The sequence below is a fragment of the Paenibacillus sp. FSL W8-0194 genome (genome assembly GCF_037969745.1).
In the GTDB taxonomy this organism is placed as follows: Bacteria; Bacillota; Bacilli; order Paenibacillales; family Paenibacillaceae; genus Paenibacillus_AQ; species Paenibacillus_AQ cookii.
This window is the reverse complement of sequence record NZ_CP150205.1, coordinates 794,091-817,442: the sequence shown is the minus strand read 5'-3', so window position 1 is coordinate 817,442 and position 23,352 is coordinate 794,091. Positions and strand designations below refer to the sequence as shown.

The 23,352-nt window shown below is 49.4% G+C and carries 19 protein-coding genes and 2 pseudogenes; 6 read left to right on the top strand and 15 right to left on the bottom strand.

Annotated elements, in window-relative coordinates:
• Window positions 1–3: 3 nt before the first annotated feature.
• Entirely contained in the window at window positions 4–1,335 is a 1,332-nt protein-coding gene (locus tag MKY58_RS03530) for an extracellular solute-binding protein (RefSeq protein WP_339325038.1), read from the bottom strand.
• 356 nt (window positions 1,336–1,691) lie between these two features.
• On the opposite strand from MKY58_RS03530, the gene MKY58_RS03525 reads away from it, so the two are divergent.
• The 5 genes and pseudogenes from MKY58_RS03525 to MKY58_RS03505 form a co-directional block, all read left to right on the top strand.
• Window positions 1,692–2,765, top strand: coding sequence for a LacI family DNA-binding transcriptional regulator (locus MKY58_RS03525; protein ID WP_339323481.1), 1,074 nt, complete (start codon window positions 1,692–1,694; stop codon window positions 2,763–2,765).
• A 974-nt stretch (window positions 2,766–3,739) separates the two neighbouring features.
• The gene (locus tag MKY58_RS03520; protein WP_339323480.1) at window positions 3,740–4,435 is read left to right on the top strand and encodes a copper amine oxidase N-terminal domain-containing protein; all 696 of its coding nucleotides are present in this window, start codon (window positions 3,740–3,742) and stop codon (window positions 4,433–4,435) included.
• Window positions 4,436–4,749: 314 nt separating this feature from the next.
• Window positions 4,750–5,676 (top strand): hypothetical protein, encoded by a 927-nt coding sequence (locus MKY58_RS03515; RefSeq protein ID WP_339323479.1) that lies wholly within the window; start codon window positions 4,750–4,752, stop codon window positions 5,674–5,676.
• A 209-nt stretch (window positions 5,677–5,885) separates the two neighbouring features.
• Window positions 5,886–7,211, top strand: coding sequence for a hypothetical protein (locus MKY58_RS03510; protein WP_339323478.1), 1,326 nt, complete (start codon window positions 5,886–5,888; stop codon window positions 7,209–7,211).
• Between the two features lie 187 nt (window positions 7,212–7,398).
• Window positions 7,399–7,890: pseudogene (locus MKY58_RS03505) on the top strand (IS3 family transposase); the annotation flags it as partial.
• A 90-nt stretch (window positions 7,891–7,980) separates the two neighbouring features.
• On the opposite strand, the gene MKY58_RS03500 reads toward MKY58_RS03505, so the two are convergent.
• From MKY58_RS03500 to MKY58_RS03455, 10 genes and pseudogenes are all read right to left on the bottom strand, one after another.
• Window positions 7,981–8,442: a copper amine oxidase N-terminal domain-containing protein gene (locus MKY58_RS03500; RefSeq protein ID WP_339323477.1), complete on the bottom strand. Its 462-nt coding sequence runs from the start codon at window positions 8,440–8,442 to the stop codon at window positions 7,981–7,983.
• Between the two features lie 713 nt (window positions 8,443–9,155).
• Window positions 9,156–9,730: pseudogene (locus MKY58_RS03495) on the bottom strand (dihydrofolate reductase family protein).
• A gap of 127 nt (window positions 9,731–9,857) precedes the next feature.
• Window positions 9,858–10,235, bottom strand: coding sequence for a DUF4288 domain-containing protein (locus MKY58_RS03490; protein WP_339323476.1), 378 nt, complete (start codon window positions 10,233–10,235; stop codon window positions 9,858–9,860).
• A gap of 309 nt (window positions 10,236–10,544) precedes the next feature.
• The gene (locus MKY58_RS03485; protein WP_212952334.1) at window positions 10,545–11,528 is read right to left on the bottom strand and encodes a tRNA-dihydrouridine synthase; all 984 of its coding nucleotides are present in this window, start codon (window positions 11,526–11,528) and stop codon (window positions 10,545–10,547) included.
• 483 nt (window positions 11,529–12,011) lie between these two features.
• Window positions 12,012–12,728, bottom strand: a complete 717-nt coding sequence (locus tag MKY58_RS03480; RefSeq protein ID WP_339323475.1) for a 3-ketoacyl-ACP reductase — start codon at window positions 12,726–12,728, stop codon at window positions 12,012–12,014.
• Between the two features lie 153 nt (window positions 12,729–12,881).
• Entirely contained in the window at window positions 12,882–14,384 is a 1,503-nt protein-coding gene (rlmD, locus tag MKY58_RS03475; RefSeq protein WP_339323474.1) for a 23S rRNA (uracil(1939)-C(5))-methyltransferase RlmD, read from the bottom strand.
• A 310-nt stretch (window positions 14,385–14,694) separates the two neighbouring features.
• The gene (locus MKY58_RS03470) at window positions 14,695–15,576 is read right to left on the bottom strand and encodes a diacylglycerol kinase (RefSeq protein WP_339323473.1); all 882 of its coding nucleotides are present in this window, start codon (window positions 15,574–15,576) and stop codon (window positions 14,695–14,697) included.
• 122 nt (window positions 15,577–15,698) lie between these two features.
• A complete protein-coding gene (locus MKY58_RS03465; RefSeq protein WP_339325037.1) occupies window positions 15,699–16,463 on the bottom strand; it encodes a CbiX/SirB N-terminal domain-containing protein in 765 nt (254 codons plus the stop codon).
• Window position 16,464: 1 nt separating this feature from the next.
• Window positions 16,465–16,755: a YerC/YecD family TrpR-related protein gene (locus MKY58_RS03460; RefSeq protein ID WP_036714986.1), complete on the bottom strand. Its 291-nt coding sequence runs from the start codon at window positions 16,753–16,755 to the stop codon at window positions 16,465–16,467.
• Window positions 16,756–17,399: 644 nt separating this feature from the next.
• Complete coding sequence (locus MKY58_RS03455; RefSeq protein WP_339323472.1) at window positions 17,400–17,636, bottom strand: hypothetical protein; 237 nt, start codon at window positions 17,634–17,636, stop codon at window positions 17,400–17,402.
• Between the two features lie 261 nt (window positions 17,637–17,897).
• Here MKY58_RS03455 and MKY58_RS03450 point away from each other — a divergent pair, with 261 nt between their 5' ends.
• Window positions 17,898–18,446: a hypothetical protein gene (locus MKY58_RS03450; protein ID WP_339323471.1), complete on the top strand. Its 549-nt coding sequence runs from the start codon at window positions 17,898–17,900 to the stop codon at window positions 18,444–18,446.
• A gap of 217 nt (window positions 18,447–18,663) precedes the next feature.
• Here the strand turns inward: MKY58_RS03450 and corA are convergent, their stop codons facing one another.
• From corA to MKY58_RS03430, 4 genes are all read right to left on the bottom strand, one after another.
• Complete coding sequence (corA, locus tag MKY58_RS03445) at window positions 18,664–19,623, bottom strand: magnesium/cobalt transporter CorA (protein ID WP_339323470.1); 960 nt, start codon at window positions 19,621–19,623, stop codon at window positions 18,664–18,666.
• 268 nt (window positions 19,624–19,891) lie between these two features.
• Window positions 19,892–20,881 carry an inorganic phosphate transporter gene (locus MKY58_RS03440; RefSeq protein ID WP_339323469.1) on the bottom strand — a complete coding sequence of 330 codons (990 nt, stop codon included), beginning with the start codon at window positions 20,879–20,881 and terminating at the stop codon, window positions 19,892–19,894.
• A gap of 15 nt (window positions 20,882–20,896) precedes the next feature.
• On the bottom strand, window positions 20,897–21,511 hold the full coding sequence (locus MKY58_RS03435; RefSeq protein ID WP_036714980.1) for a DUF47 family protein: 615 nt from the start codon (window positions 21,509–21,511) through the stop codon (window positions 20,897–20,899).
• Window positions 21,512–21,839: 328 nt separating this feature from the next.
• The gene (locus MKY58_RS03430; protein WP_339320778.1) at window positions 21,840–23,186 is read right to left on the bottom strand and encodes an ISLre2-like element ISTco1 family transposase; all 1,347 of its coding nucleotides are present in this window, start codon (window positions 23,184–23,186) and stop codon (window positions 21,840–21,842) included.
• Window positions 23,187–23,352: the final 166 nt, after the last annotated feature.

The following is a 23,352-nucleotide window of genomic DNA, read 5'->3' as shown; positions in this document are numbered from 1 at the left end:
CCCTTATTGAAGGGCGCCTTCAATCGCTCTCTGCATGTTAGCCCAACCTTCGGCCGGAGAAATTTGCCCTTTGACGACTTTGTTAAAAGCTTCGGTTCCGATGATGGTTTGCAAATCGTTGTATTTTGCGTTATCCATCGGCGGAATGGCATGGGGAACATTCTCCGCATAAGGTTTCAGCTCCGGCTGCTTATCCAAAATAGCTTTGAAGGAATCGTTGGTTGTCAAATCGTCTCGCGCTGGCGGCAGATTGGTCTGCTCAAACCACTTCGCGTCGTTAGCCGCATCGGAATATACCCATTTCATGAAGTCGATCGCGGCTGCCTGCTGTTCTTTCGTAGCGGAAGCATAAATGACCAGCCCTTTGGTATCCGCAAAGGTTTTGCTGTCTTTAGGATCCATCCCGTCCGGCACCGGAGGCATGGTCAATGCAAAGTTGTCGCCGTATTTCAGATCCGGATATTTCTCTTTCCAGGTTGTGAACGTCCAAGGACCCACGTCCGTAAAGACGCCGACGCCATTTTCAAACGGATCCGTCACCTGCCGGGCCAGGAGTCCGTTCGCTTTCCGCAAATCGTCCACGAAAGTAAGGACTTCTTCGCCGGCTTTCCGATCGCCGGTAAACCGGCTGCCTTCAATAAACTTGTTGCCGCCGGAAGCCGCATCATACAGCATGTAGAAGTCAAACCAGCGTTTCCAGGCCGTAGGATCGGCCAAATCGGCTTTCGCCCACAGATATTTTTTATCGCCGTATTTGTCTTTCAGCTTCTTGGTCAGCTCCACGATTTCGCTGTAAGTTTGCGGCGGTTCGTTATAGCCAAGCTCTTTCAGAACATCCAGTCTCCAGCCGAACAGCATAGCGTTGGAATAGATCGGCAGCACGTATTGGTGTCCATCCGCGAATTTCCAAGGTTCGATGGTGCTGCTCATGTTGCGTGCCTTGATAATATCTTGGAATCCGTCCAGCGTATCGAGCGGAACCAGCGCTTTGCTGTCCGCCAGCTGCGCGCCGAAGCCCCGGTTAATGTTCTCGGACATGGTCGGAGCGCTCTTCGCTGCAATCGCGGATTGAATGCTCGCTTCGGATGTCGGCGACTCTTTGATGGCACTGACATTAATTTTGACGTTGGAGTGTTCCGATTCATAAGCTTTGGCCATTTCCTGCCAGTAGGCCTGCTGCGTTGGGTTAGGAGCGGCCCAGAATTCGATGGTTGTCACTCCACCCGAAGCCCCTCCATTTCCACTGCTTTCCGTCGAGCCTTGACCGGTGGAGCATGCGGACAACATCGTGGCGGCTACGGCGGCCAGCAGTAGTGCACCAAGTGATTTTCTCATCATTTGAACATGACCTCCAATAGAATGTAATTTCAAATTCAAACAAAAATCCGCAAAATTAACATTACAAAACTTTATTTTCAGTCCATGTAAGCGCTTATGAACCTTATTATTACCTTGATTATGATACTTGTCAACTCATATTAATAATTACACTCTATTATAATACAACGAAAAGTAAGTTTACATTTCTATTTTGTAACGTTACAATCTTATCATATAACTAACGCTTGGATGAGGTCCGGTTTCAGAGCCTCGAATGCTTGACAGTCGTCTCCGGAACTGAAAAAATGAAATCGAATGCAAAACCGGTTTAATGCCCTTCCGGTTGTTGCTCGACGGAGGTTGAATTTATTTTGAAAAATAAAGTTACCATGCAGGACATCGCAGACCATCTACATATATCCAAAAATTCCGTCTCCCAGGCTCTAACAGGGAAGGACGGGGTCAGCGAAGCGACGCGCGCCCTGGTGAAGGAAACCGCTGAACGGCTGGGCTACGTCTATAGGAAAAGCCGCCGCGGCCGGCAAAACGAAGCTGCCGCTTCCCCTGCTTCCACCGATCCTTCTGCGGTCCTTCAAGACGGCGGCACCATCGCCCTCATTGCTTCGGATTATGCTTTCTCCAGAAAATCGTTTTTTGGGGACATTTATTTAAGTGTAGATAAAGAATTGAAAAAGTACGGCTATGAACTTGTCATTCAATCCATCAGCCCGGAGGACGCAGAGGCGCTTCGCCTGCCTGCTTTTCTTGAAAACCGGTCGGTAGACGGCATTTTGATCCTGAGCCACATTACGACGCCCTATGTACAAGCCGTGTTGGATACCGGCATTCCTGCCGTCCTGATTGACCACCACCATCCCTCGCTGCAAGCCGACAGCATTCTTACGAACAACCGTTTCAGCGCGTATGAGGGGGTGCGCCATCTGATCGAATTAGGCCATAAGGACATCGGTTTCATGGGCGATATCGACTATTCTCCCAGCCATTACGAGCGGCTTGAAGGTATGCGTCTCGCCGCTTTCGAAGCCGGCATCCGGCTTCGCGAAGACTGGCTTATTCAAGACGCCATCGAAGACAGCAGCTATGTACACGGTGCAATTGCACAAATGCAGGAACGCCCGACCGCCTGGTTCTGCGTCAACGACGGCTTCGGCTTTATGATTACGTCCGCTTTGCAGCATCTGGGCGTGAAGGTCCCCCAAGAGGCTTCGGTGGTCAGCTTCGACAACGGGTATCTGTCGCAGGTTTGTACTCCCCCGACCACAACGCTGGATGTGAATCGCAGGTTATTCGCCACGTATGCCATTAAGCAGCTTTTCTCCCGCCTGCAGAATCCGGATCAGCCTTATACGGAAATTTTGCTGCCGACGCAGCTGCTGGTCCGGGAGTCCACAGCACCGCCTCCAGGAAGAGAAGAGGAAGCTTAACTATGAAGCAGCATGTAAAAAACAGGGGGGCTATCGAGTAAACGGGGGCGGCTCCACGTTCTGCACATCTGACAAGATGCACGTACTAACAAAAAGAAAAGCAGCCCCTCCTGAACTGTCGCTCTCCTTTTGTTGCTGTGGCACAATTTTTTTCAGTACGAACGGAAACAAAACATCGAGGTCCCTCGTTTCAAAATCAGACAGCCTTGCTCCGCTTCTTTTTTTCAAATTCGCCAAGCATTCCTTTATGTTCTTCCTGGAGCAGGAGTCTTGATTGGCCCATCTATTTCAGCCAGTCGCCGAGCGGTATCCGTTTGTTCTTCGCCTCGGGATCGTACATCATGTTCGTTTGTCCCTTATTGAAAGCTGGGGGATGGAGGGCATGGTCGGCAAACGTAAAAACAGCCGGTACGTTTCATCATATAATATATATCACTCGCTTTTAGCGCTCCGTGCGGGGGGGTAAGCGAAGGGCAGGAATGCTAGAGGGCCTTGGCCGGGGGCAATTCCCCCACGGCTTAGGCCCTCTCGTTATCGCGCTGAGTACCCCCGCAGCGATGCGTACCGGCTCTTAGGTGGTGTTTTTGCCGCCTTAGAGCCAGCATCATGAGCCCATATCTAAACCCATTGATTGATAAATTTAGATATCTTCCTCTGATTTAATAAGCTCGTTAGGGAATCCGCTCACGAACAATGCCTTTTCCCAAAACAGAGCGCATAATATCCTTCCGCCCAAGCGCCGTTTCAATCACATAACCTGCTGCCATCCGAAGCGAACAATCCAAAGCATGTTCATCTACAATAAAATCCTGCGGAAATTTAACTTTATAATATCCAGAAGTTCGTTCATCTTCAGACTTTCTTCAGGAAACGGTTTAGCTAAATGTCATCTTGATATTTTTTTGATGTAATTCCATATATTAATATTTATTATTAAAATATGTTATAGTAAAGCCATCATAGGAGGGGTTTTTTTGAAAAAATACATATGGTCAGGACTTGCAATTGGTTTAGCATCTGTACTCATTAGCGGATCAATTCTTGCAGCCACAGGGAAAATCAAAATAATTGTCAATGGAACAGAGCTAAAAACGGACACATCACCCAAAATTGAAGATGGAAGAGTGCTCGTTCCCATTAGTACGATATCCAAGGCGCTAGGCGTTGGGGTAACTTGGGATCCTAAGTCTAAGTCCGTGAAGGTGGACTCTAAGCCGAACGTTTTAAATGATGATTTAAGTGCTCTGTACACTTCCTATGCTTCCGTAAGAGATGTAATCGCTGCATACTTCTCTTACTATGATTCAAAAAAGGATGGCTATCAAGCGTTGGTAACAGATCAATTTAAGAGTGATTTTGTAGACCCAAAAAAAATTATCAGTGATGATCTAATCTTAGATTCAATATTAGATTATAAGATTATTGGCGGTAAATTTATTGGGACATTAGAAGAACCTATACAATATAAATTTCGTGTTGAAGTCATCCGTTTTATCGAAAGAGACAACTCATCAACAAAAGTCGCAAAAATTCAATTGGATTTTAATATGAAATATGACCAAGACAAAGGGAAATATTTAATTGATGGTATCTATAAAGCAAGTAAGGAAGAACTTATAAATTCGTATACAGTATTTACAGGCCTAACATTTAAAGATGTAAAACGGTAAAAAGCAGGGGCTAAATCATAAGTAGATTCACTTATGGTTTAGCCCCTAATAGGTGTTCGGTATTAAATCGTAGACATTAACACAGCTTCTGCTGTATTTGCGCCTCCGCCATTAGAGATTTTAATAGTATAATCTGCGTTGCTCCTTTAGGAACATTTACAGAAACAACTTTAACTTGAGTGGTTGCACCTGATGCAGGTGGTAAAATCTGTGGAACAATATTAGTAATATTATTCGCACGTACAGCACCGAGATAACTTCCTCCACGTGCGCAGAGATTGTTATCCACGAATTTTTTAGGAGGGAAACATACCATGAAACAAAGATTCAAGTCCATCTTGAGTATGAAGAAGAAACGAAGTGGACTTATGATGTTCTGTGCCGTTGTCCTTTCGCTGGGCGTATTAGCCGCCTGCTCCAATGTTACAAGCGGAAACAGCGCGGCCTTCAAACCCGCTACGATCTATTCTAACCTCGTCGGGGACCAAGTTGTCTCCTATGACGCGGGCAATTCCTATTCGATTGATAATGAAGGCCATGTTTCCATCTCATATCGAAATGGGAAAGTGACTGCAAAAACGCCTTTACAATTAGATATGGCAAGGGAATCCTACGACCGAGGACTAAGCGAAGGCAGCTTTTTCATCTCCGAAGATAAAACCGCCATTGTGTATAATCCCGATCCTGACAAATTCGCTCCGGTTCATGTTCTGATCAGCGACAACATGGGCAAGACATGGAACGAGACGGTCGTTCAAAACGAAGACGCCAAGGGTGATGAGCTATTCATCGGTTTCACGTCGGAAAAAGAAGGTTGGATGGTTGTCGGCCACGGCTGCGGAGTCGCATGCGCGGAGAACTTTGTCTTTCAGACTTCGGATGGCGGAAAAACATGGATCGAAACAGGAAATCCGAATGACAAGTATTCGGAACATTTAACGGGGGTCGGTTTCGCTAGCCCCGATATCGGCTTTTTAGGATACAGATATTTCACAGCGCCCGATCCGATCATTTATTGGACCAAGGATCGGGGGAAGACTTGGGATCGGCTCCCTGTCAGCCTTCCAGAAAAGTTTGAGAAATACTCAAAGAACCCTCTCTCGCCTTTCTTTAACGGGAAAGAAGGACGTTTTCCTATTAGCCTGTCCGGGGATAATGGAATCATTGGAACCATTTATTTATTCAGCAAAGACGGTGGCTTAACTTGGGCTTATGACGCATCCTTGGATAAGTTGAAATAACCATAAAAACAGAAAACGGCACGAAAGCTATTTATGAACATGACAATCCGAACCGTTTAGCGAATACCCTCATTTTCGAAAAGGACGGGTTGGAGTATCGCATCGATATTAAAAAAGGGGCATTGGCAATATTTACTCATTATACTGCGTTCCCATCTTTGATAAAGTGGATAAGACTTGTGAAGACGAAGACGGGAGCTTTAATAGACATGAACTTTCTCTCCAAATCCATAATCGGCCTGCTTTGCGTGACGACATTCGCGGGCGCGTATTACAGTTATAAGGAACATCAGCACAATCGGCAATGGGAGCAGCAACAACAGCGGAATGCGCAATATTGGTCGCAAATCCAATCGATCTACTTGCGCAATTTCGACTATGCGCTTGCTGAGTCACTTGCGGCACCTACATTTGCCAATCGGCAAGCAGCGCTCCAATCCGCGATTGAGAATGCCAATTTTATCTTGCAATTTGAAACGAGCGCATCCGCTACAATGAACTTTCCATCTTGGCCCTTGTACGAGTCGTTTATCACGAACGGGAGCCACTACTTGGCCTATCCCGCCAGCGAAAAGAAATTGTCGCTCAACCCGGATCAATTAGAACAAATTCAGCGTATGCGAAAGTTCGTGAGGACCGCCATGCCGTATCTCGATCAGATGAGAGAGAAGGGTTATGATACCTCTTTATCGGATATACAACGGATCTCGACCGCTATGGAAGGTGCCTTGTCTCAACTCGACTCGGTCTCCACGTACGGAAATAAAGCCTTTAACGAGTTCCTGTACAATCAGAATCCTTACATACCTACGAAGCCAGGAACCGTGTTCGCCGGTGAAACCTCTTATACGGCTACGGAGCTTGCGGCAAAAGCGAAAACCTTCATGGGTGAGGCTTGGAATAAAGGGGCCGGCAAGCAAATCGTCAACATGGTTTCCGGCGGGATCAGTCCCCAATTCGGAGAAGTCATGGATTTCAAGTTATCGAACACCGATGGAAAACAAACCAGCCCCTATATTGCAAAATTGAGTAAAAGCGGACACGTGCTCCGGGTAACACGCCACGGCTCGACCTCCGAAAAAGCAGCTTTGCAGCAATCTATTGACCTAAAGCAGGCTATCGCGGTTGCGGACACCTGGATGGCGCGCTGGTCTGACGAACGCCTGACATTAGTAGCGAAAGAGATAAAAGATACCTCAATTCATATCACATATATTCCGGTTCGGAAGCAAGTTTCAATTCCGCAGATGCAAGTCGTATGGGTGTTTGATCGCCGTACCGGTGCGTTGAAGAGCTTTGATGCGTATAATTATTTTTACAATTACAATAAAACATTTCCACTTCACCCGAAGCTGACAGCTGAGCAAGCCTCTGAGCAGCTCGGCCCGAACGTAAACGCCTCCGGCAAGCCAAAGCTGGAGATCCACAACAGCAAGCTCGTATACGCATTTTCCGTCACTGGAATCGAAGGCGTTTCTCACGTGTACGTAAACGCCCTCACAGGTGCTGACGAAGGCATCGACTACAACCTATGAACCACAACATATCTAGGCAGCCCCGCGAACACCCTAACTGCGGGCTGCCTAGATTTTTGCGTGCCGAATGTTGGGTCACCACTTCCTTCACTTACGCATACCTTCGTATGTCCGCAGGATGTTCAGGTCGTTTTACAGTATCGTTCTCCGTTAGCTTAATGATTTTTCTCTACATATGACTGCTTCAAGAAAAGTAATCTTAAAAGCCTTTCATTTCAAAAGACGAAAGAAAGGGGCTCGTTCCATCAAGATGACATTGGAGGGGCAGTTTAAGGTAATCTACAATTTGAAACGGATTAGGAGGATTATGAAGAAATACGACATTATATGTCCCTTTAGGAAGGCCAATCCCTATAAACGGATGATGAAGGCTGCCCAGGAGCCAACCTGCTGAACCAGGAGTTTAAACAGCATCCCAGGTAAGGTATTGCTAACTGATATCAGCTCAAACAATGAAATCTTGGCATATCATGTGTCAGATCGGATCACCATGGATCTTGCGACAGATACTCTCTTGAAACTTAAGAAAAACCGAAGGCTTCCACTAAGCCTTGTTTGACCCTGAACGAGCAGGAGATTAAGAACTACGTAACCTTTTACAACCACTACAGGTATCAATGGAATTTAAAAAAAGATGACCCCTGTTCAATACAGAGATCATCTTCTTCAAACTGCCTAGACTTTTTTAAATGTCCTTTACATAGGGTACAGTTTAGTTATTCGTCCTGACTCTTTTTTTAGAAACTGTCAGCACATTCTTTAATAGTAATTAATTCTTAGTGGAAATATCCACATTCGTTATGTCATCGACAATGGACACTTTTATGGTTGCCCCTAGAACCTCAGAAACAAATCTAAGTGGGACCATTACTCTTACAAAAGGCATCTCTGGAGCATTGGGAAGAATTCTTTCTTCATTATTTACATAAACGGTCCTGCTTCCAACAGTCATAAGAATGGTTGTTCCATTATTAGATCGGATGGTTACTTGTTGTTTTTCCTTGTTCCAGCTTACAGACGCTCCCAATCCTTCAGAAATGACCCTAAGAGGAACATACGTTGTATTTGTAGTTCTGTCAATATATGGACTGACATCTGAATCAATTGGAACACCATTTAATTGAACATTCACACCTATGAATCTTGGAAGTGGTGAAGCATTCACGGGATGATTATTAATAAATAAAAGAGTTCCGACTAGTAACAAAGGGACAAATATTTTCTTAAACATTTTTTGTAACCCTCTCCTTTTCCAGTTGTCAGATGAGAAGATTCATCAAATTAAGTCGGTGAATGTATAGCTTTCAACATGGTTACTGCTAGTATAATCAATTTTTGAACCATGAGTCCATACATCATCCCTCAATCCAGATACCTCAGATGAATATTCGGTGCCAGCACTAAGAAATCTCATATTTTAGAAGCTTTTCGCTCGGTGCGGGGGGTGAAGCGAGGGACAGGAACGTAGAGCGCCTTAGCCGGTGCTTTTTCCGGTTTAGGCGCTCTCGTTATCGGCCTGAGCCCCCCCCGCAGCGGTGCGTTATCTTCACAGCCCATGGTGTTCCGTTATCCGATAAGCACAGCGGTGCCCGAGAATTGGAAAGAAACAACGATGAGTACCGATTTCGAGGAATAGGACGGGGGAGATGATGTCGGGAATTTCGGGTAAAGTGGTCGCCATTACAGGGGCAATCAGCGGGATCGGCGAAGTGGCCGCAGGCTTCTCTTACATTACTATAAGATACGGTTCCCCGCGATTGATTCTTGAACTATGCTGCACGTCAGCTTAATAATATGAGCAGGCTGCTGTGGCCTGCTCAACATTAAGTTATATTGAACTAACGTACCCGTCAGCTCAATGCAATACCTTCAGTTTAAGTGTTACAAATAATTAAGTAATTAGCTATCGTAACCCATCTACGCATTCTAATTTACGAAACAAGGTCATCTAACCGCCTGATAATAGAGACCAATGGCCCCGGAATCAAAAGTTTTGTTTTCGATAAGTTTAAGATTGGTCTTCTCTTTGATGCCTTGGAATAACGGCAACCCGCTGCCGATCAGGACAGGAGAAACCGTGATCTTATACTCATCAATTAAATCAAGCCCCATAAGGTAGTGCGCGAACCTAGGACTGCCGAGGATGACCATATCTCTCCCTGGCTGCTTTTTGAGGTTCTTGATCTCTTCCTCGACATCTTCTTTCACAGTCTGGAATTGTTCCACTCGACTTTCTCCAGCGTTGTGGAAAAAACAATTTTGTCTGTCTTTTCGATCCACTCGGCATGATCCCGTTCATGCTGCGAAGCTGATGGGTTCGAAGGCACAGATGGCCAGTAGCTGTGCATCATCTGATAAGTCCCGCGTCCCCAAATGACCGTGTCGGCAGTACTCAAAATTTCTTTCGCGTGTTTCTCCAAATCAGCATCGTAGGAAACCCAGCCAATGTCCATTTCGCCGTTTGGCCCTTCTACAAAACCGTCAAGCGATGAATGCAAAAATAAAACAAGTTTCCTCATTTTCAGTTCTCCTTTGTTCATGTGGTATGCTTACCATTAACTACACTTTACAACATTTCAGTTCAGGCTGTTTATTATAGATTGCTAATTTAACCTGCCCGTTAGCTTAATAAATCTCCGTGTTGAACTACTCCTCATCATTAACTTCTGGATAAAACCGCTGTAAAACCTCACTCATGCTTTTGTCTTTTGACACATCAAACTGTCTGGAGTAAATCTCCGTTTTATCTCTAATCTCATCGTCAAAAAGATGAAAACAATCTAATGGTTGGACATACACCCACTCCACTAGTTCACCATAAGGATTGAAATGCTTGGTTTCTGAATCTTTGGCTTCACCTTCTGCCTTTTCATACGCTTCCTCAAATGAATCGGCATGTATAAGATATAACCTTTCTTCGTAAATTTTCGATTCATCATAAGCGTCATCGATGGTTAATGGATTTGGCTCACCAGTGATTTTAGCTTCAAACAAAAGTTTTACAGAATACCATTTTACTTTCACTACTTTGTTACCTCCTTAAAATATCAATAATCCTGCCCGTTAGCTTAATAGCTGCAGAAAACCGATCAACGTTCATAGATCATCGAACGGGCCATTTCCTGTCCATAGTTAACCTCATACGCATAGATATCGTCGCCAAACTTTCCTAAAGATTGGTATCCGCCTGTTTTCGGGGGGATGTAATCAGTGTATCTCGAGGTCATCACTCCATATGGATCCATCATGAATATCGTACAATGATCATTATCTGCCCTTTCGTACAACACAAACGAAAAAAACTCCATCCCCTAAGGGACGGAGTTACTCCGCTTAACTTTCTGCGCCCTCATCCATATGTTGCGTAAATTCGTCCAAAAGCGCGCGCACTTCATCGGTTGACGTCGTGCTCATCAATTGATTTCTGAGTTCGCTTGCCCCTCGGAACCCTTTGACATAAATCTTGAAAAAGCGGTGAAGAGCTTTGAATGGACGGGCCTCTAATTTTTGGGAGTACTGATCATGGAGATCCAGCTGCAATCTTAAAAGATCAAGGTATTCGCTGCTGCTATGTTCCCTCGGCTCTTTTTCAAAAGCAAACGGGTTTTTAAAAATCCCGCGCCCGATCATGATCCCATCCACGCCATATTGTTCAGCCAGCTTTAGGCCCGTTTGACGGTCAGGAATATCTCCGTTGATCGTCAGCAGCGTATGCGGCGCCACACGATCCCGAAGCTCCTTGATCTCAGGAATCAGTTCCCAATGCGCATCGACTTGGCTCATTTCCTCTCTCGTCCGCAAGTGGATCGAAAGATTAGCGATATCCTGCTTCAAAATATGGGTCAACCAGTCCTGCCATTCATCCACTCTTGTGAAACCAAGTCTGGTCTTCACGCTTACAGGCAATCCTCCTGCCTTGGCCGCTTGGATGATGTCAGCAGCAACCTCCGGCCGGAGAATTAGGCCGCTTCCCTTTCCGTTGCATGCCACATTATGGACAGGACAACCCATATTGATATCGATCCCTTTAAATCCCATCTTCGCCATATCGATACTCATTTTTTCAAAATACTCCGGCTTATCGCCCCAAATATGCGCGACCATAGGTTGTTCATCCTCGGTAAAGAGCAGCCGGCCGCGCACGCTATGATTGCCTTCCGGGTGACAATAGCTCTCCGTATTCGTAAACTCCGTAAAAAACACATCCGGTCTTCCCGCTTTACTCACGACATGACGAAAAACAACGTGCGTCACATCTTCCATCGGTGCAAGCACAAAAAAAGGCCGGGGTAAATCAAGCCAAAAATTGTTGTTCACTTCAAACTCAAATCCTTTCGTTATGATGCAGTTTCAAACGTTGTCCCATAATATTACGCCTAACGTTCTTCTTATCCACTTATATCATGCTTAATCACTTAATGATTAAACAATAGTACCCTTGGAGATCCAACCAAGCAACTGCTTAGTGCTTACTGACAATATTATATATCAAATTAAAAGAATTTTTTATCTTACCAGCCTTTAAGAAAAAAGAACCAATTCCCCAACCGGAAATTTTCGAGTGCGACCAGAATCATACAATCTTTTTTAGAAGACACAAAAAAACCGAGCAGAAACAGGAGTAGATCCCCGCTTCTCGGTCGGCTCTCATGCAAACTCATTGTCCTGTAGTCAGACTTCTTAGACTTTGGGAGAACGCAGATGCTAATGATGTTGAGCAGATATTGGGGCTTTTTACGATATAAAAAGGAAAACGCCACCCCACATACATAGGGCAGCGTCTTGATATTTCAACTATCATTAAGGGTTGGTTGACCAAAGTCCGGCATGTTTTAGCAAAACACGCGGATGAAGTTTTAGCTGTGCAACCATCAAGTCTGCTAAATCTTCTGCCTGCATCACTTTATCCGGATTGCCGTCTGTTAAGTTGAGTTCAACAGCCATATCTGTTGCCACCGTACTTGGCGTTAACGTGGTCACACGAATATTGTGCTTACGCACTTCCAGCATTAATGACTCGCTTAATCCGATCACCGCAGCTTTTGATGCCGAGTATGCACTTGTAACCGGTGCGCCTTTTTGACCGGCTGTCGAGGAGATATTAATGATGTCGCCTGTTTTGCGCTCAATCATTTCCGGTAATACCGCACGTGTTGTGTAGTACACGCCTTTTACATTGACATCGATGATATTGGTCCATTCCTCTGGCGTTAAGTCCATGAAGTTGCCGAATTTGGAGATGCCGGCATTGTTGACCAAAATGTCGATCGCGCCAAGCTCACCGCGAATGGATTCAACCGCTGCAGTGATCGAGTCTAAATCCGCTACGTTTGCCGCGGCGATGGCCACCTTCACATCATACTGTTTAAGTTCCTCTGCTACGCGTTGCAAATTTTCAAGCGTGCGTCCAACAAGACCTACGTGAATACCTTCTTTCGCAAAAGCTATTGCTGTTGCACGTCCAATTCCACGCCCTGCTCCTGTAATTAATGCCACTTTGCCTTGGATTGATTGCATGGTGTTCACTCCTTAATAAAATCGTTTTGAAACAACGCTGAACCCTGCATTCCACCGTTGCCTCAATATATAAACTTGCAAAACAGTCATTTTCTCAATGTTCGACCACACTTATTGTATCACGACTTGATTTGAATCTGAAATGTCATGCGATTATTCTAATTCCAACCAAGCCACGCTCTCCACATGCACCGTATGCGGGAACATATCCACCGGCGTCACTTCCACCGTGCGATACCCGCCATCCTCCAGCACCCGCAAATCCCGCGCCAGCGTAGAAGGATTGCAGCTCACGTAAACCACCCGCTCCGGTTTCATCTCCAAAATCGTCTCCAGCAGCTTCGGATCGCAGCCTTTGCGAGGCGGGTCGACGACGATGACGTCCGCTTCGATGCCCTGCTCTTTCCAGGCAGGAATGACATCCTCGGACGCGCCAACCTCGAAAGTAACGTTGCTCATTCCGTTCAGCTCCGCATTCCGGCGCGCATCCTCAATAGCTTCCGGCACGATCTCGACGCCGTACACCTTGCCCGCATGCTGCGCCAGGAACAGGGAAATAGTCCCAATGCCGCAGTACGCGTCAATGACCGTCTCTTTTCCGGTCAACCGGGCGTATTCCACCGTTTTGCCGTACAGCACTTCGGTCTGCGCCGGGTTCACCTGATAGAACGACCGCGCCGAGATGGCGAACTTCACGTCGCCGATATAGTCATAAATCACTTCGCGGCCCCACAGGACGCGGGTAACGTCCCCGAAAATCACGTTCGTCTGCTTCGTATTGACGTTTTGGCAGATGCTGACCACCGATGGCAGCTGTTCGCGAATCGCGCCGATCCATTCGTCCGCGTGCGGGATCTTGTCCCCGTTGGTAACAAGAACGATCATCATCTCGCCGGTACGGAAAGCGACCTTCACCACGACGTGACGGAGCAGACCTTTACCGGTTTCTTCATCGTACGCGGAGATGCCGAGCTTGCGGCCGATCGCCTTCACGCGGGCAACGACCTCGTCGTTGCTTTCGTGCTGGATGAGGCAGGCTTCCATGTCGATGATGCGGTGGCTGCCGCGGGCGTAAAAGCCGCCCACCAGGCCGCCTTCGGTGACGCCGATCGGCACCTGGGCCTTGTTGCGGTAGCGCCATGGTTCGTCCATGCCAAGCGTGGCATGAACCTGGATCCCCCGGGAGTTCCCTGCTTCCGAAGGTGCCGCCTCAACAGGCTCTCCCGGGCCCCCGCGCCGCAGCTCCGGCTCCCCGAGCACCTGCAGCTTCCCGATCCGCGTCAGGTTGTCCACGACAAGCTGACGTTTCCAGGCCAGCTGCGCGGCATAATCCATATGCTGCAGCTGGCAGCCGCCGCATTTGTCGAAGATCGGGCAGGGCGCGGCGATGCGGTCCGGGCTGGCTTCGACCAGCTCGAGCAGTTTGGCGTAGCCGTACTGCTTTTTGGTCTTCAGCACTTTCACGCGCACTTTTTCGCCGGGCAAAGCGCCCGCGACGAATAACGTATATCCTTCGGCCCGGCCCACGCCTTCACCGTCATGGTTCATTCCGATGATGTCGATGACGACCTCGTCGTTTTTGGCCACCGGCAGTCCGGTGGTGGGTGCAGGCGTGCTGCGGCGGCCGGCGTTCCGGCGGCTTTGTCGCTTGTTCATGCTGCTTACGTCACTTCTTTCCTTATATATTCAATCGTAAAATGGAGGCCTATTGCAGACACCATTTTCCGTATGCATTCGCCTAACGTCTTTATTTTTAAAAAGGCAATGAACCTTCCCTGCATGACATCCATCCTATTATACCAAACATCTCCCCAACGCAAAAAAGATCAAGATGTCCCGCTCCCCTTCCCGGTGCGATGAGCAGCGACTGGACATCTTAACCTGCGTGAACTGCCGGTATGTATCGGTTTACGGCCGCTTGGGCCGTGTTGCAAACCGCAACTCGTGTCTTGCTAAAAAACATGCCTTACGCAAAAATCCTCAAATGCTGATGCAGCACCGAAAACTGGCCCGGAAGCGTTCCGCCCAGCTCGCCGTCGAGGTTGAGCAGCACCTTGCCCGGGGAAGTGACCTCCATCTCGCGCGTGCGGAAATACACGACCTTTTTGTCGTTAAAATGCTCGCCGCGCAGCGCCAGCGTGACGACCCGGACGAATTCGGCCAGGTTGCATTTTTTGAGGGCAATCACGTCGAGCAGGCCGTCGTCGATCCGCGCGCCGGGCGCGAGCTTCTCGAAGCCGCCGACCGAGTTCGTGTTGGTGATGAGGAAAATCATGAATTCGTCGTGGATCGTCTCCTGCCCTTCGGCTTCGATGATCAGCTCCTGCGGCGACAGGCTGACCATTTTTTCGACCCCTTTAATGTAATACGCGAGCTGCCCGATCATCGTCTTGAGGCGGCTGGGCACGTCATAAGTCAGTTCCGTCAACGTCCCTCCGCCCGCGATGTTGATAAAATACCGGTCATTGGCTTTCCCGACGTCGATCGGACGGGTCTGCTGCCGGATCACGAGATCGCAGTAGTCCTCCCAGCTTCTCGGGATGCCCAGCCCGCGCGCAAAATCATTCGTCGTTCCCACCGGAAAAATGCCGAGCGGAGGCACATTGTCCTTGCCGGCCATGCCGTTGATGACCTCGTTCAGCGTGCCGTCGCCGCCCGCGGCGATGATCATGTCATATCCGCGTTCCACGGCATCCGCAGCCGCGGCCGTCGCGTCGCCTTCGCCGGTCGTCGCATGGCAGGAGGTTTCGATGCCGCCCAGATCAAGCCGCTGCAGCACGTCCGGCAAACGCCGTCGCATTTCCTCCCGGCCGGAAGTGGGATTATAAATCAATCTTGCTCTTTTCATTACCAAACGCCACCCATTTTAGGAATTCACACCGTTATGATTGCTCTAAGGGATTCGCATGTCGCATGTCGCCAAAAGCACGCAACCTTAAGGCCATACGCCCCTTAGAAGAATATAGCCCATTATTCCACTTTTAACCAGTCTTGAACCTGCTGGTCAATCCACGCGGTCAGCAGCGGATGCGGCAGCAGCGCCTTTCCCGGATACAGGTAGCTCAAGCCTTCCAGACGTTTCGGAATCACTTCGCGGATAAAATAACCCTCACTCAAAAAAAGCGGAGCCGCAATGACCTGCATTCCCCGGTCCTTTTGCCAATATGCCACTTTCTCGCGAACGTTGTCCGGCCGCAGCAGCGCAACATCGCTGCATGCGAAGCCGCCGATCTCCCGCACCTGGTCCGCCAGCCGCCGGAGCCCTTCCTCCCAGCGTTTGCGAAAACTTTCATAACTGCTTCCATGTCCGATCAGGACAAGGACTTCCCGCTCCGGTTCCCGGGATACCGGCCGTATTTTATCCCACAGCATTTCCGCCACGTAAGGCCCATGCTCGATCGGCGAGCCGTAGTGAATGGTCGCACTGACCCGAAACCGCTCCAGGTCGCTGTCAAAAGAAGGAGCATCCAGCACGCCGAGCGCGTATGCAATTTCGTTCACATGCGTGCTCCCGGAAGAAACGAACAGCGGAATGACCAGAATGTCCGTGACTCCCTGGCCTTCAAGCCGGTCGATGCCATCCTGAATGAGCCGTCCTTCCACGAGTTCCAAGAACGAAGCCGCCACAGGGAGGTCTCCCCGCAGCGGCAGCTGATGAATGGCTTCATCGACCAGATCGACCCAAGCCTGTTCCCTTGAGCCGTGGCTGATGATTAGTACGCCCCGTTTGCGCATCTTATCGTCCAAGACGGTCTAACGTCATTTTATACCCTTCGTTGCCGTAATTCAAACACCGTTTTACGCGAGAAATGGTCGCGGTGCTCGCTCCCGTTTCAGCCTCGATCTGGTTGTACGTGCAGCCTTTGCCGAGCATGCGCGCCACTTCCAGACGCTGGGACAGGGACTGGATTTCGTTCACAGTGCACAGGTCATCGAAGAACACGTAACATTCTTCAATATTTTCCAGCGTTAAAATAGCTTCAAATAATTGGTCAATACTTTTATCATTAAGTTTCTTCAGTTGCACTGAATCATCATCCCCTACTATTACTATTGCCTATTCAGGATTGTGCTCCCGTCACAGGGTCTTTCCACATTATAATATCGGTCAATCCATATTCAAATGATAGTCCTCTATGTACTCTCATTGTACCGAGCCGGTATAAAATTTTCAAGCGTTAACGAATTCACGCACTGAAGAGTTGCATGGCAGCAGGCTAAATAAAGCGACATGGATCAGCCGCCCGGTCCATCGATGCCTTTCCATGGTTAAAATGCATCAAACACCACCTTCCATTTGAAAGCGCTTAAATTATACATCATCCATGCGGGCTTGTACATGATGTTTTGGCGGATCATTTCCAATTCCGGTTATTCGGCCCTTTAGCCCTCTGATTTTGCAGGCAGGCATGAGCATCGGTATTGACGGATTTCGCCATTCATTTTTGGCGGATAGGTTTCGGTCGATTGATAATCGCTCTCTTGGACAATCCTTCGTGACCCATGACAGGCGATTCCCTACTTCGGGATCTTCCGTACCTGCACCAACCGGGACGCCGCTGAATCTTTTAGGATAAGGGCTCTGCGAGCGATCCTTGAATACGGATTTTGCGCAAAAGAAAAACCGCCCTATATGGCGGCATGGCCCGTCGCTGTTGGTATCGTGACCGTTCACTCCGGACTCGAAAGTCCTTCCTTGGCCTGTGAATTTTTCTCATGATGATAATCCTCCCAAAGCGGGGCGATGTATTTTTCCAACGTATTCACCATTTCATTTCTCCGGCCTTCTTCGATATGGACCGTGTCATGAAGAATATCGTTTCGAATCCGGATGAGCACAAATAGAGGAGGCAATGCCACCTCGCGCAGCGCCTGAATCATGTTTTCCTCTTGCGGCGAAATATTCATAAGCGGCATCTTCCTTTTCTGTTCGGGATGAACCCATTATAAACCCTGACATTAGTGTCAGGGTCAAGGTAGATAACCTGCAAATCCACGATGCCGCCGCCCCACACCCTGGAAGGATACCCCAAGCCCGCTTGCCGGACGCCGCTTCTGGGTATTCGCCCGATTCCGCACCTATCCCTGTCTACCGGGCATTCGTCCATACCTTATGTTTGCCCATGACATACAGTATAATAAAACATTCCAAAAAGGAAAGTGATATCCATGCCTGAGCATTACTATCACCGCAAGCCCCGCAACGATCATCGCTCACTGAACGGCGGTCCTTTCTCTCCTTACCCATCCTATTCACCCTATCCGGGTATCCCTTATAACGATTTTGGCGCCGGTCCGGGCACGGGCCTTGTTCCGATGCCGGGGGGCGAAGTGCTGCCAAGCGCCGAAGTGCTGACGGGAGCCGCCGAAGCGACCTCCGTGGCCGCTGCAGCCGCGCCTGCGGCTGCTGCCGCCAAATCGGGATTTTCCCTGGCCAATATCGGGGAGCTGAAAGGATTGATCGACCGGATGGGCGGGATTGACGGCATCGTCAATTCCATTGGGAAGGTGCAAAAGGTGATGACCGGCGTGCAGCAAGTGGCGCCGATGTTCAAACTGCTGTTCGGAAAAGGCAAAACGAACGCCGCCGAGGAGTCGGCCGAATACCGGCCCCGCCGCAGAAGAAACACGCGCAAAAAATCCTCTTCCCGCAAACGTTCGAACAACGCCTATCGCCCCGGCAAATCCTCAAAATCCTCCCGCAAAAAGCGGCGCTGACCAGACACATAGGAGCATAGAATCTCCCATCCTTCCCAGCCCGGACATCGGTCCCCCGAAACCATCCGATCCCGGGCCGTTTCATGCCGCCATCGTACCCGCCAGCCCCGTAGGACGAAAGATGCTTAAATTTACATCCAGGGGACCGGAAGGTCCCCTCCTCCCCCGTGTTTCCCATTGCAAAAAAGCCGCCATCACGCGGCTTCCCACAGCATTTTTACTTAAACCAGCCCCGCCGCTGAAACCACAGCACCATGCCCGCCGCAAGAGCGAACATAAGCACCATCACCGCAGGGTAACCGTATTTCCAGCCGAGCTCCGGCATGTTCGTAAAGTTCATCCCATAAATCCCGGCAATCAGCGTCAAAGGCATGAACACGGTCGTGATGACCGTCAGCGTCTTCATGATCGAGTTCATCCGGTTGGAGTTGAGCGAGATGTAGCTGTCCCGCAGATCGGCCGTCATTTCCCGGTCCGCTTCGATCATGTCGGTCAGCTTCAGCAGATGGTCGTAAATGTCGCCGAAATACACCTTATGCTCGCTGCTGCTTTGGACATGCTGGGAGTTGACGACCCGGTACAGCAAATCGCGCATCGGCACGATCGTGCGCCGCAGCTTCAGCAGCCGCCCCCGCAGCTCGAACACCTGCTTCATCAGCTCCTCGACCGATTCCCTGCTGCCCCGCGTTTCAAGCTCCGCCAGCTCGTCTTCAATCGTGAACACGCACGGAAAATATTTGTCCACCAGCTTGTCCATCACGTTGTAGGCGCAGGACACCGGCCCGCGGGACCAGATTTTCCGATCATGGGCATGCTGGATGATTTCCTTCCACGCTTCGTCCACTTCCTCCAGCTCTTTTTCGTGGAACGATACAAGCAAATCCTGCCCAAGAAACAGATCCACCTCTTCCACATGGAGCGTATCGGGATCGATGGCATGAAGCACGTAAAATTGCAGCTCGTCGTAATTGTCCAGCTTCGGGCGCTGCAGCACATGGAGGCAGTCCTCCACCGCAAGCGGGTGGAAATGGAAATAAGTCGTCAGCAGGGCCGATTCCTCTTCGGTCGGCGCGTTAAAGTCCACCCACATCCAGGCGTAATCCCCCGGACGGGTATCCTCCAGCTTAAAATTCGTCACCACCTCATGCGTATGCGTCACAGCCAGCGTGCGTATCATCGGTTATCGACAGACTCCTTTCGAGAGCGGGATGCACAAGCCCAAATCCGTCCCTTGCGTTATTCTTTTATTGTACAGCAAAGACAGCCGTTCGCGAAATTCGGGAGGGAGGACCGTTTCCCGGGGCACGGGGACAAGCTCCAACGTCAGCCTTTGGAACGACGCGCCGTAAAACTCCTCACCCAAACGCCGGGCGCCGGCCGATCCGGGCATACAAAAAAGCCAACCTCATCGATTGGCCCCCACTTCATATCCATATGTGATTTGTCTAGAATAAAATCTTATAAATAATGCCTGCCAGAATCGCGGAGATCGGAATGGTAATAAACCACGTGATCACGATCCGTCCGGCCAGCGACCATTTCACTTCGGAAAAACGTTTGGCGCTGCCTACCCCGAGAATCGCGGAGGTTACCGCATGGGTCGTACTGACCGGCAAATGCAGCAGCGTTGCGCCGAAGATAACCGAAGCCGAAGTAAAGTCTGCGGCAAAGCCGTTGATCGGCTCGATTTTGAAGATTTTCGTCCCCATCGTCTTGATGATCTTCCAGCCGCCAATGGAGGTGCCGAGCGCCATCGATGTGGCCGCAGCGATTTTGACCCACAGCGGAACTTCGAGATGATCCAGACGGCCGGACGCCACGAGCGCGAACGTAATGATCCCCATCGCCTTTTGCGCGTCGTTCGTGCCGTGCGTAAACGATTGGGCGGCTGCCGTGACGATCTGCATCATCCGGAAGCCTTTGTTCACGGTATGCGGGCTTTTTTTCGCAAAAATCCATTTGAGGATCGTCATGATGATATACCCGACCACAAACGCGATTAACGGGGAAAGCAGCAATCCTTCCACGATTTCGACGAATCCGCTCCATTTGACATGGTTCGCGCCGGCTCCGACGAATACCGCTCCGGCCAATGCGCCGATCAGCGCGTGGGAGGAAGAAGACGGAATCCCCAGCCACCAGGTAGCGAGGTTCCAGATGATCGCGGCCAGCAGCGTGGCAATGACGACCTCGATCCCGTTATCGAGCGTGGATGGATCCGCGACGCTTCCGCCGATTTTTTTCGCGACGCCCGTAAACATGATGGCCCCAACGAAATTCATGATGGCTGCCAGGATGATCGCCGTACGCGGTTTGAGCGCCCGGGTCGATACCGAGGTTGCGATGGCATTCGCCGTATCATGGAAACCGTTGATGAAATCAAACGCCAGCGCCAGGAAGATGACAATGCCTAATACAATGATTGGTGTCTCCATGTGTTTGTAAACCCCTTACGAGTTGCTCATAATAATCGATTCCAACATATTGGCCACATCTTCGCACGTATCCGTGGTCGTTTCGAGACGTTCGTAAATTTCCTTGCGTTTGATCAGCTCGATCGGATCGGATACTTTGGCGAACAGGGCTTTGATGGAAATGCGAAGCAGCTCGTCCGCTTGGTTTTCCAGATCGTTCAGACGAATCGTATATTCGCGGATGGCAAGGAGCTTTTTCTGGGACAGCAAATGAACCGCCTTTTGAATCTCATAGGCCGACTGCCGCAAAATTTCCGCAAACTGAATGATATACTCGTCAGGGTCTGGCAGATGATACATATCGAAGCGGGAAGCGCAGGCCTCCAGTCCGTCCATTACATCATCCATGCTGGTTGTCAGATCCATGATGTCGTCGCGTTCGATTGGCGTTATAAACGTTTTGTTGAGCTCGGTAATAATGGTGTGTGTAAATTCGTCACACTGCGACTCAAACTTTTTCATTTCGTTGGCAAAAAGAACCACATCTTGAAGATTGGCCACATGCTGTGCGAAATAATCGGCAGCCTGCACAATCGTATCGGCCATATTTTCCAACGTCTGGAAGAATATGTCCTTTTTCTTCAATTTCATACGATAACCCCTTTACTTAAAATTGCTTGTATAAATTGAACAAAAGTTTAATCTTCCATATCCCGGTCCTGCCGATTTAATGAAACGATGCTCCTTGGCTTTCGTCCAATTTATAAAGAACGCGCGAAAACGGAAAAAAGACAACCCTAGTTATCTTATCAATCCACGGCGTATTTTGTAAAGATAACGGCTTTCAATGTCAGTGTCAAGCTAGCGTGGGCAGTCATTTAAGATGCCTGGAACGCGAACCCCGAAGGAACCTCTTCCTTGTAAGCGCTTTGCTTCGTTCTTTCATCAAACACAAGTGATTTGTCAGAATTTTTTGCCGTTATCCGCGAAGTGCTTTGAGTGCCATACCCGTTGTGCTGCTTTGCTTCGGTCCTTGCAGCATGCGAATCATTCCAGCGATACAACCCTTGACCGGTTGCGTCACGTTCTTGAGCAATTGCCGCATGTTTATCGACTGCTGCGGCGTTGCCTGCTTACTCGCTTGTCCTTCAACCGTTCTTACCACCGTGCCCGCTTCTTGAATCCTCATCATCGTCCTCAGCATCGCCCTGACGCCTCGCTCACTCCAACTGTACCCGCCACGCTTCGTCCGCTTGGCGAATATACGCATCTGCGATTCCGCGCTTCCCATCGGGCGCATGCCGCTTGTGTCGATCCCCTTCGCCTGGAGTGTTTTTCGGTAGTCGTCCAAATGCTTCTCATGCCGCTTTAGAAATCTTTTATACGGCTTCCAATCCTTCCGGTTCTCTTCCGCTATCTCTTGCTCCGACACGCCTTCCAGGACCGCCATAAGCGCGGCTGCATCCTGTTTGGCCAAAGACCGTCTCACGGTCTCCCACACCTGCGGCAAATGACCAACAAAGCGTTTCAAATCACGCGCCACATGAAAGCGGTCCAGCATGTACAGACATTGGTGAAAGTAGGATGTACATTCCCCGATCCACGCCGCGCCGTCTCCGTTCACCACAAGCCACGTGTTCTCGTCGATTTCGTAACGCTCCACCAGAAAGTCCCCGAACCCTTCCCAGAAGTCGCCGCCGCTCGTATGCAGGTAATGCTGTTTGTTCTTCAGCTGTACCCGCTTGCCGTTCTTCTCCCAGCCTTCGTGTACGACTGCAATTGCGTTCTCCATCCCGCGCTTTTTGCTCCGCTGCAGCTTCGTGTACAGCCCATCCACTTCCACGAACAGCACGCGGGCAGCGCGCCGTTTCACCGCTGGCATCGGCTGTTGCGCACGCTCCATCAGTTTTTCCCTGATCGCTTGGTGGCTCAGCACATTGTAGCCCAAAAGCTGCTCCAGCCGCTTTGCGCTGTCCCGGTACGACGGTCCTTGGCTTGCGAATGCGATTGCTGTCTCTTCCAAATGCGGACTGACTTTCCCGCGCCCTTCGAATTGCAACAGCTGATCCAGCAGATACACGTGTTTGCCGCTTCTACGGTCACAGTACAATCTCCGCTTAAAGCGCACATTCCCGAACACTGTGTTGACGCTTGTTTCACGCTCGTCCTTTACTCGATAACGCTCTCGGTCCCGTTGCTCCAGGATCTGCTGATCCAGCGCCTCCAGCACCTGCTTCATCGCACGAGCGAATTCCTCCTGCATTTTCCGGAAAATCCATTGCTCAATCTCTTTCATCGTCGGCATTATTGTGGTAAAGTGGCTCACAGGAGCTTCCTCCTTCTTGGTGTGTTGTGCGTCAAACATCACTTTACCAAGGGAGAAGCTCTTTTTCTATATCCGCTTTTTCCAATTCCTACACCCACAGAGATTTTACACTATCGCTTTCAATTTTCGCGTAATCGCAAGGGTTTGCCGGTTGTCTTACCTTCAA

Coding starts and splice junctions, on each gene's coding strand:
- MKY58_RS03515 (WP_339323479.1), top strand. CDS start 4,750: ATGAAACAAAGATTCAAGTCCATCTTGAGTATGAAGAAGAAACGAAGT.
- rlmD (WP_339323474.1), bottom strand. CDS start 14,384: ATGAACAAGCGACAAAGCCGCCGGAACGCCGGCCGCCGCAGCACGCCT.
- MKY58_RS03500 (WP_339323477.1), bottom strand. CDS start 8,442: ATGTTTAAGAAAATATTTGTCCCTTTGTTACTAGTCGGAACTCTTTTA.
- MKY58_RS03530 (WP_339325038.1), bottom strand. CDS start 1,335: ATGAGAAAATCACTTGGTGCACTACTGCTGGCCGCCGTAGCCGCCACG.
- MKY58_RS03470 (WP_339323473.1), bottom strand. CDS start 15,576: ATGAAAAGAGCAAGATTGATTTATAATCCCACTTCCGGCCGGGAGGAA.
- MKY58_RS03480 (WP_339323475.1), bottom strand. CDS start 12,728: ATGCAATCAATCCAAGGCAAAGTGGCATTAATTACAGGAGCAGGGCGT.
- MKY58_RS03455 (WP_339323472.1), bottom strand. CDS start 17,636: ATGAATATTTCGCCGCAAGAGGAAAACATGATTCAGGCGCTGCGCGAG.
- MKY58_RS03465 (WP_339325037.1), bottom strand. CDS start 16,463: ATGCGCAAACGGGGCGTACTAATCATCAGCCACGGCTCAAGGGAACAG.
- MKY58_RS03450 (WP_339323471.1), top strand. CDS start 17,898: ATGCCTGAGCATTACTATCACCGCAAGCCCCGCAACGATCATCGCTCA.
- MKY58_RS03510 (WP_339323478.1), top strand. CDS start 5,886: ATGAACTTTCTCTCCAAATCCATAATCGGCCTGCTTTGCGTGACGACA.
- MKY58_RS03435 (WP_036714980.1), bottom strand. CDS start 21,511: ATGAAATTGAAGAAAAAGGACATATTCTTCCAGACGTTGGAAAATATG.
- MKY58_RS03440 (WP_339323469.1), bottom strand. CDS start 20,881: ATGGAGACACCAATCATTGTATTAGGCATTGTCATCTTCCTGGCGCTG.
- corA (WP_339323470.1), bottom strand. CDS start 19,623: ATGATACGCACGCTGGCTGTGACGCATACGCATGAGGTGGTGACGAAT.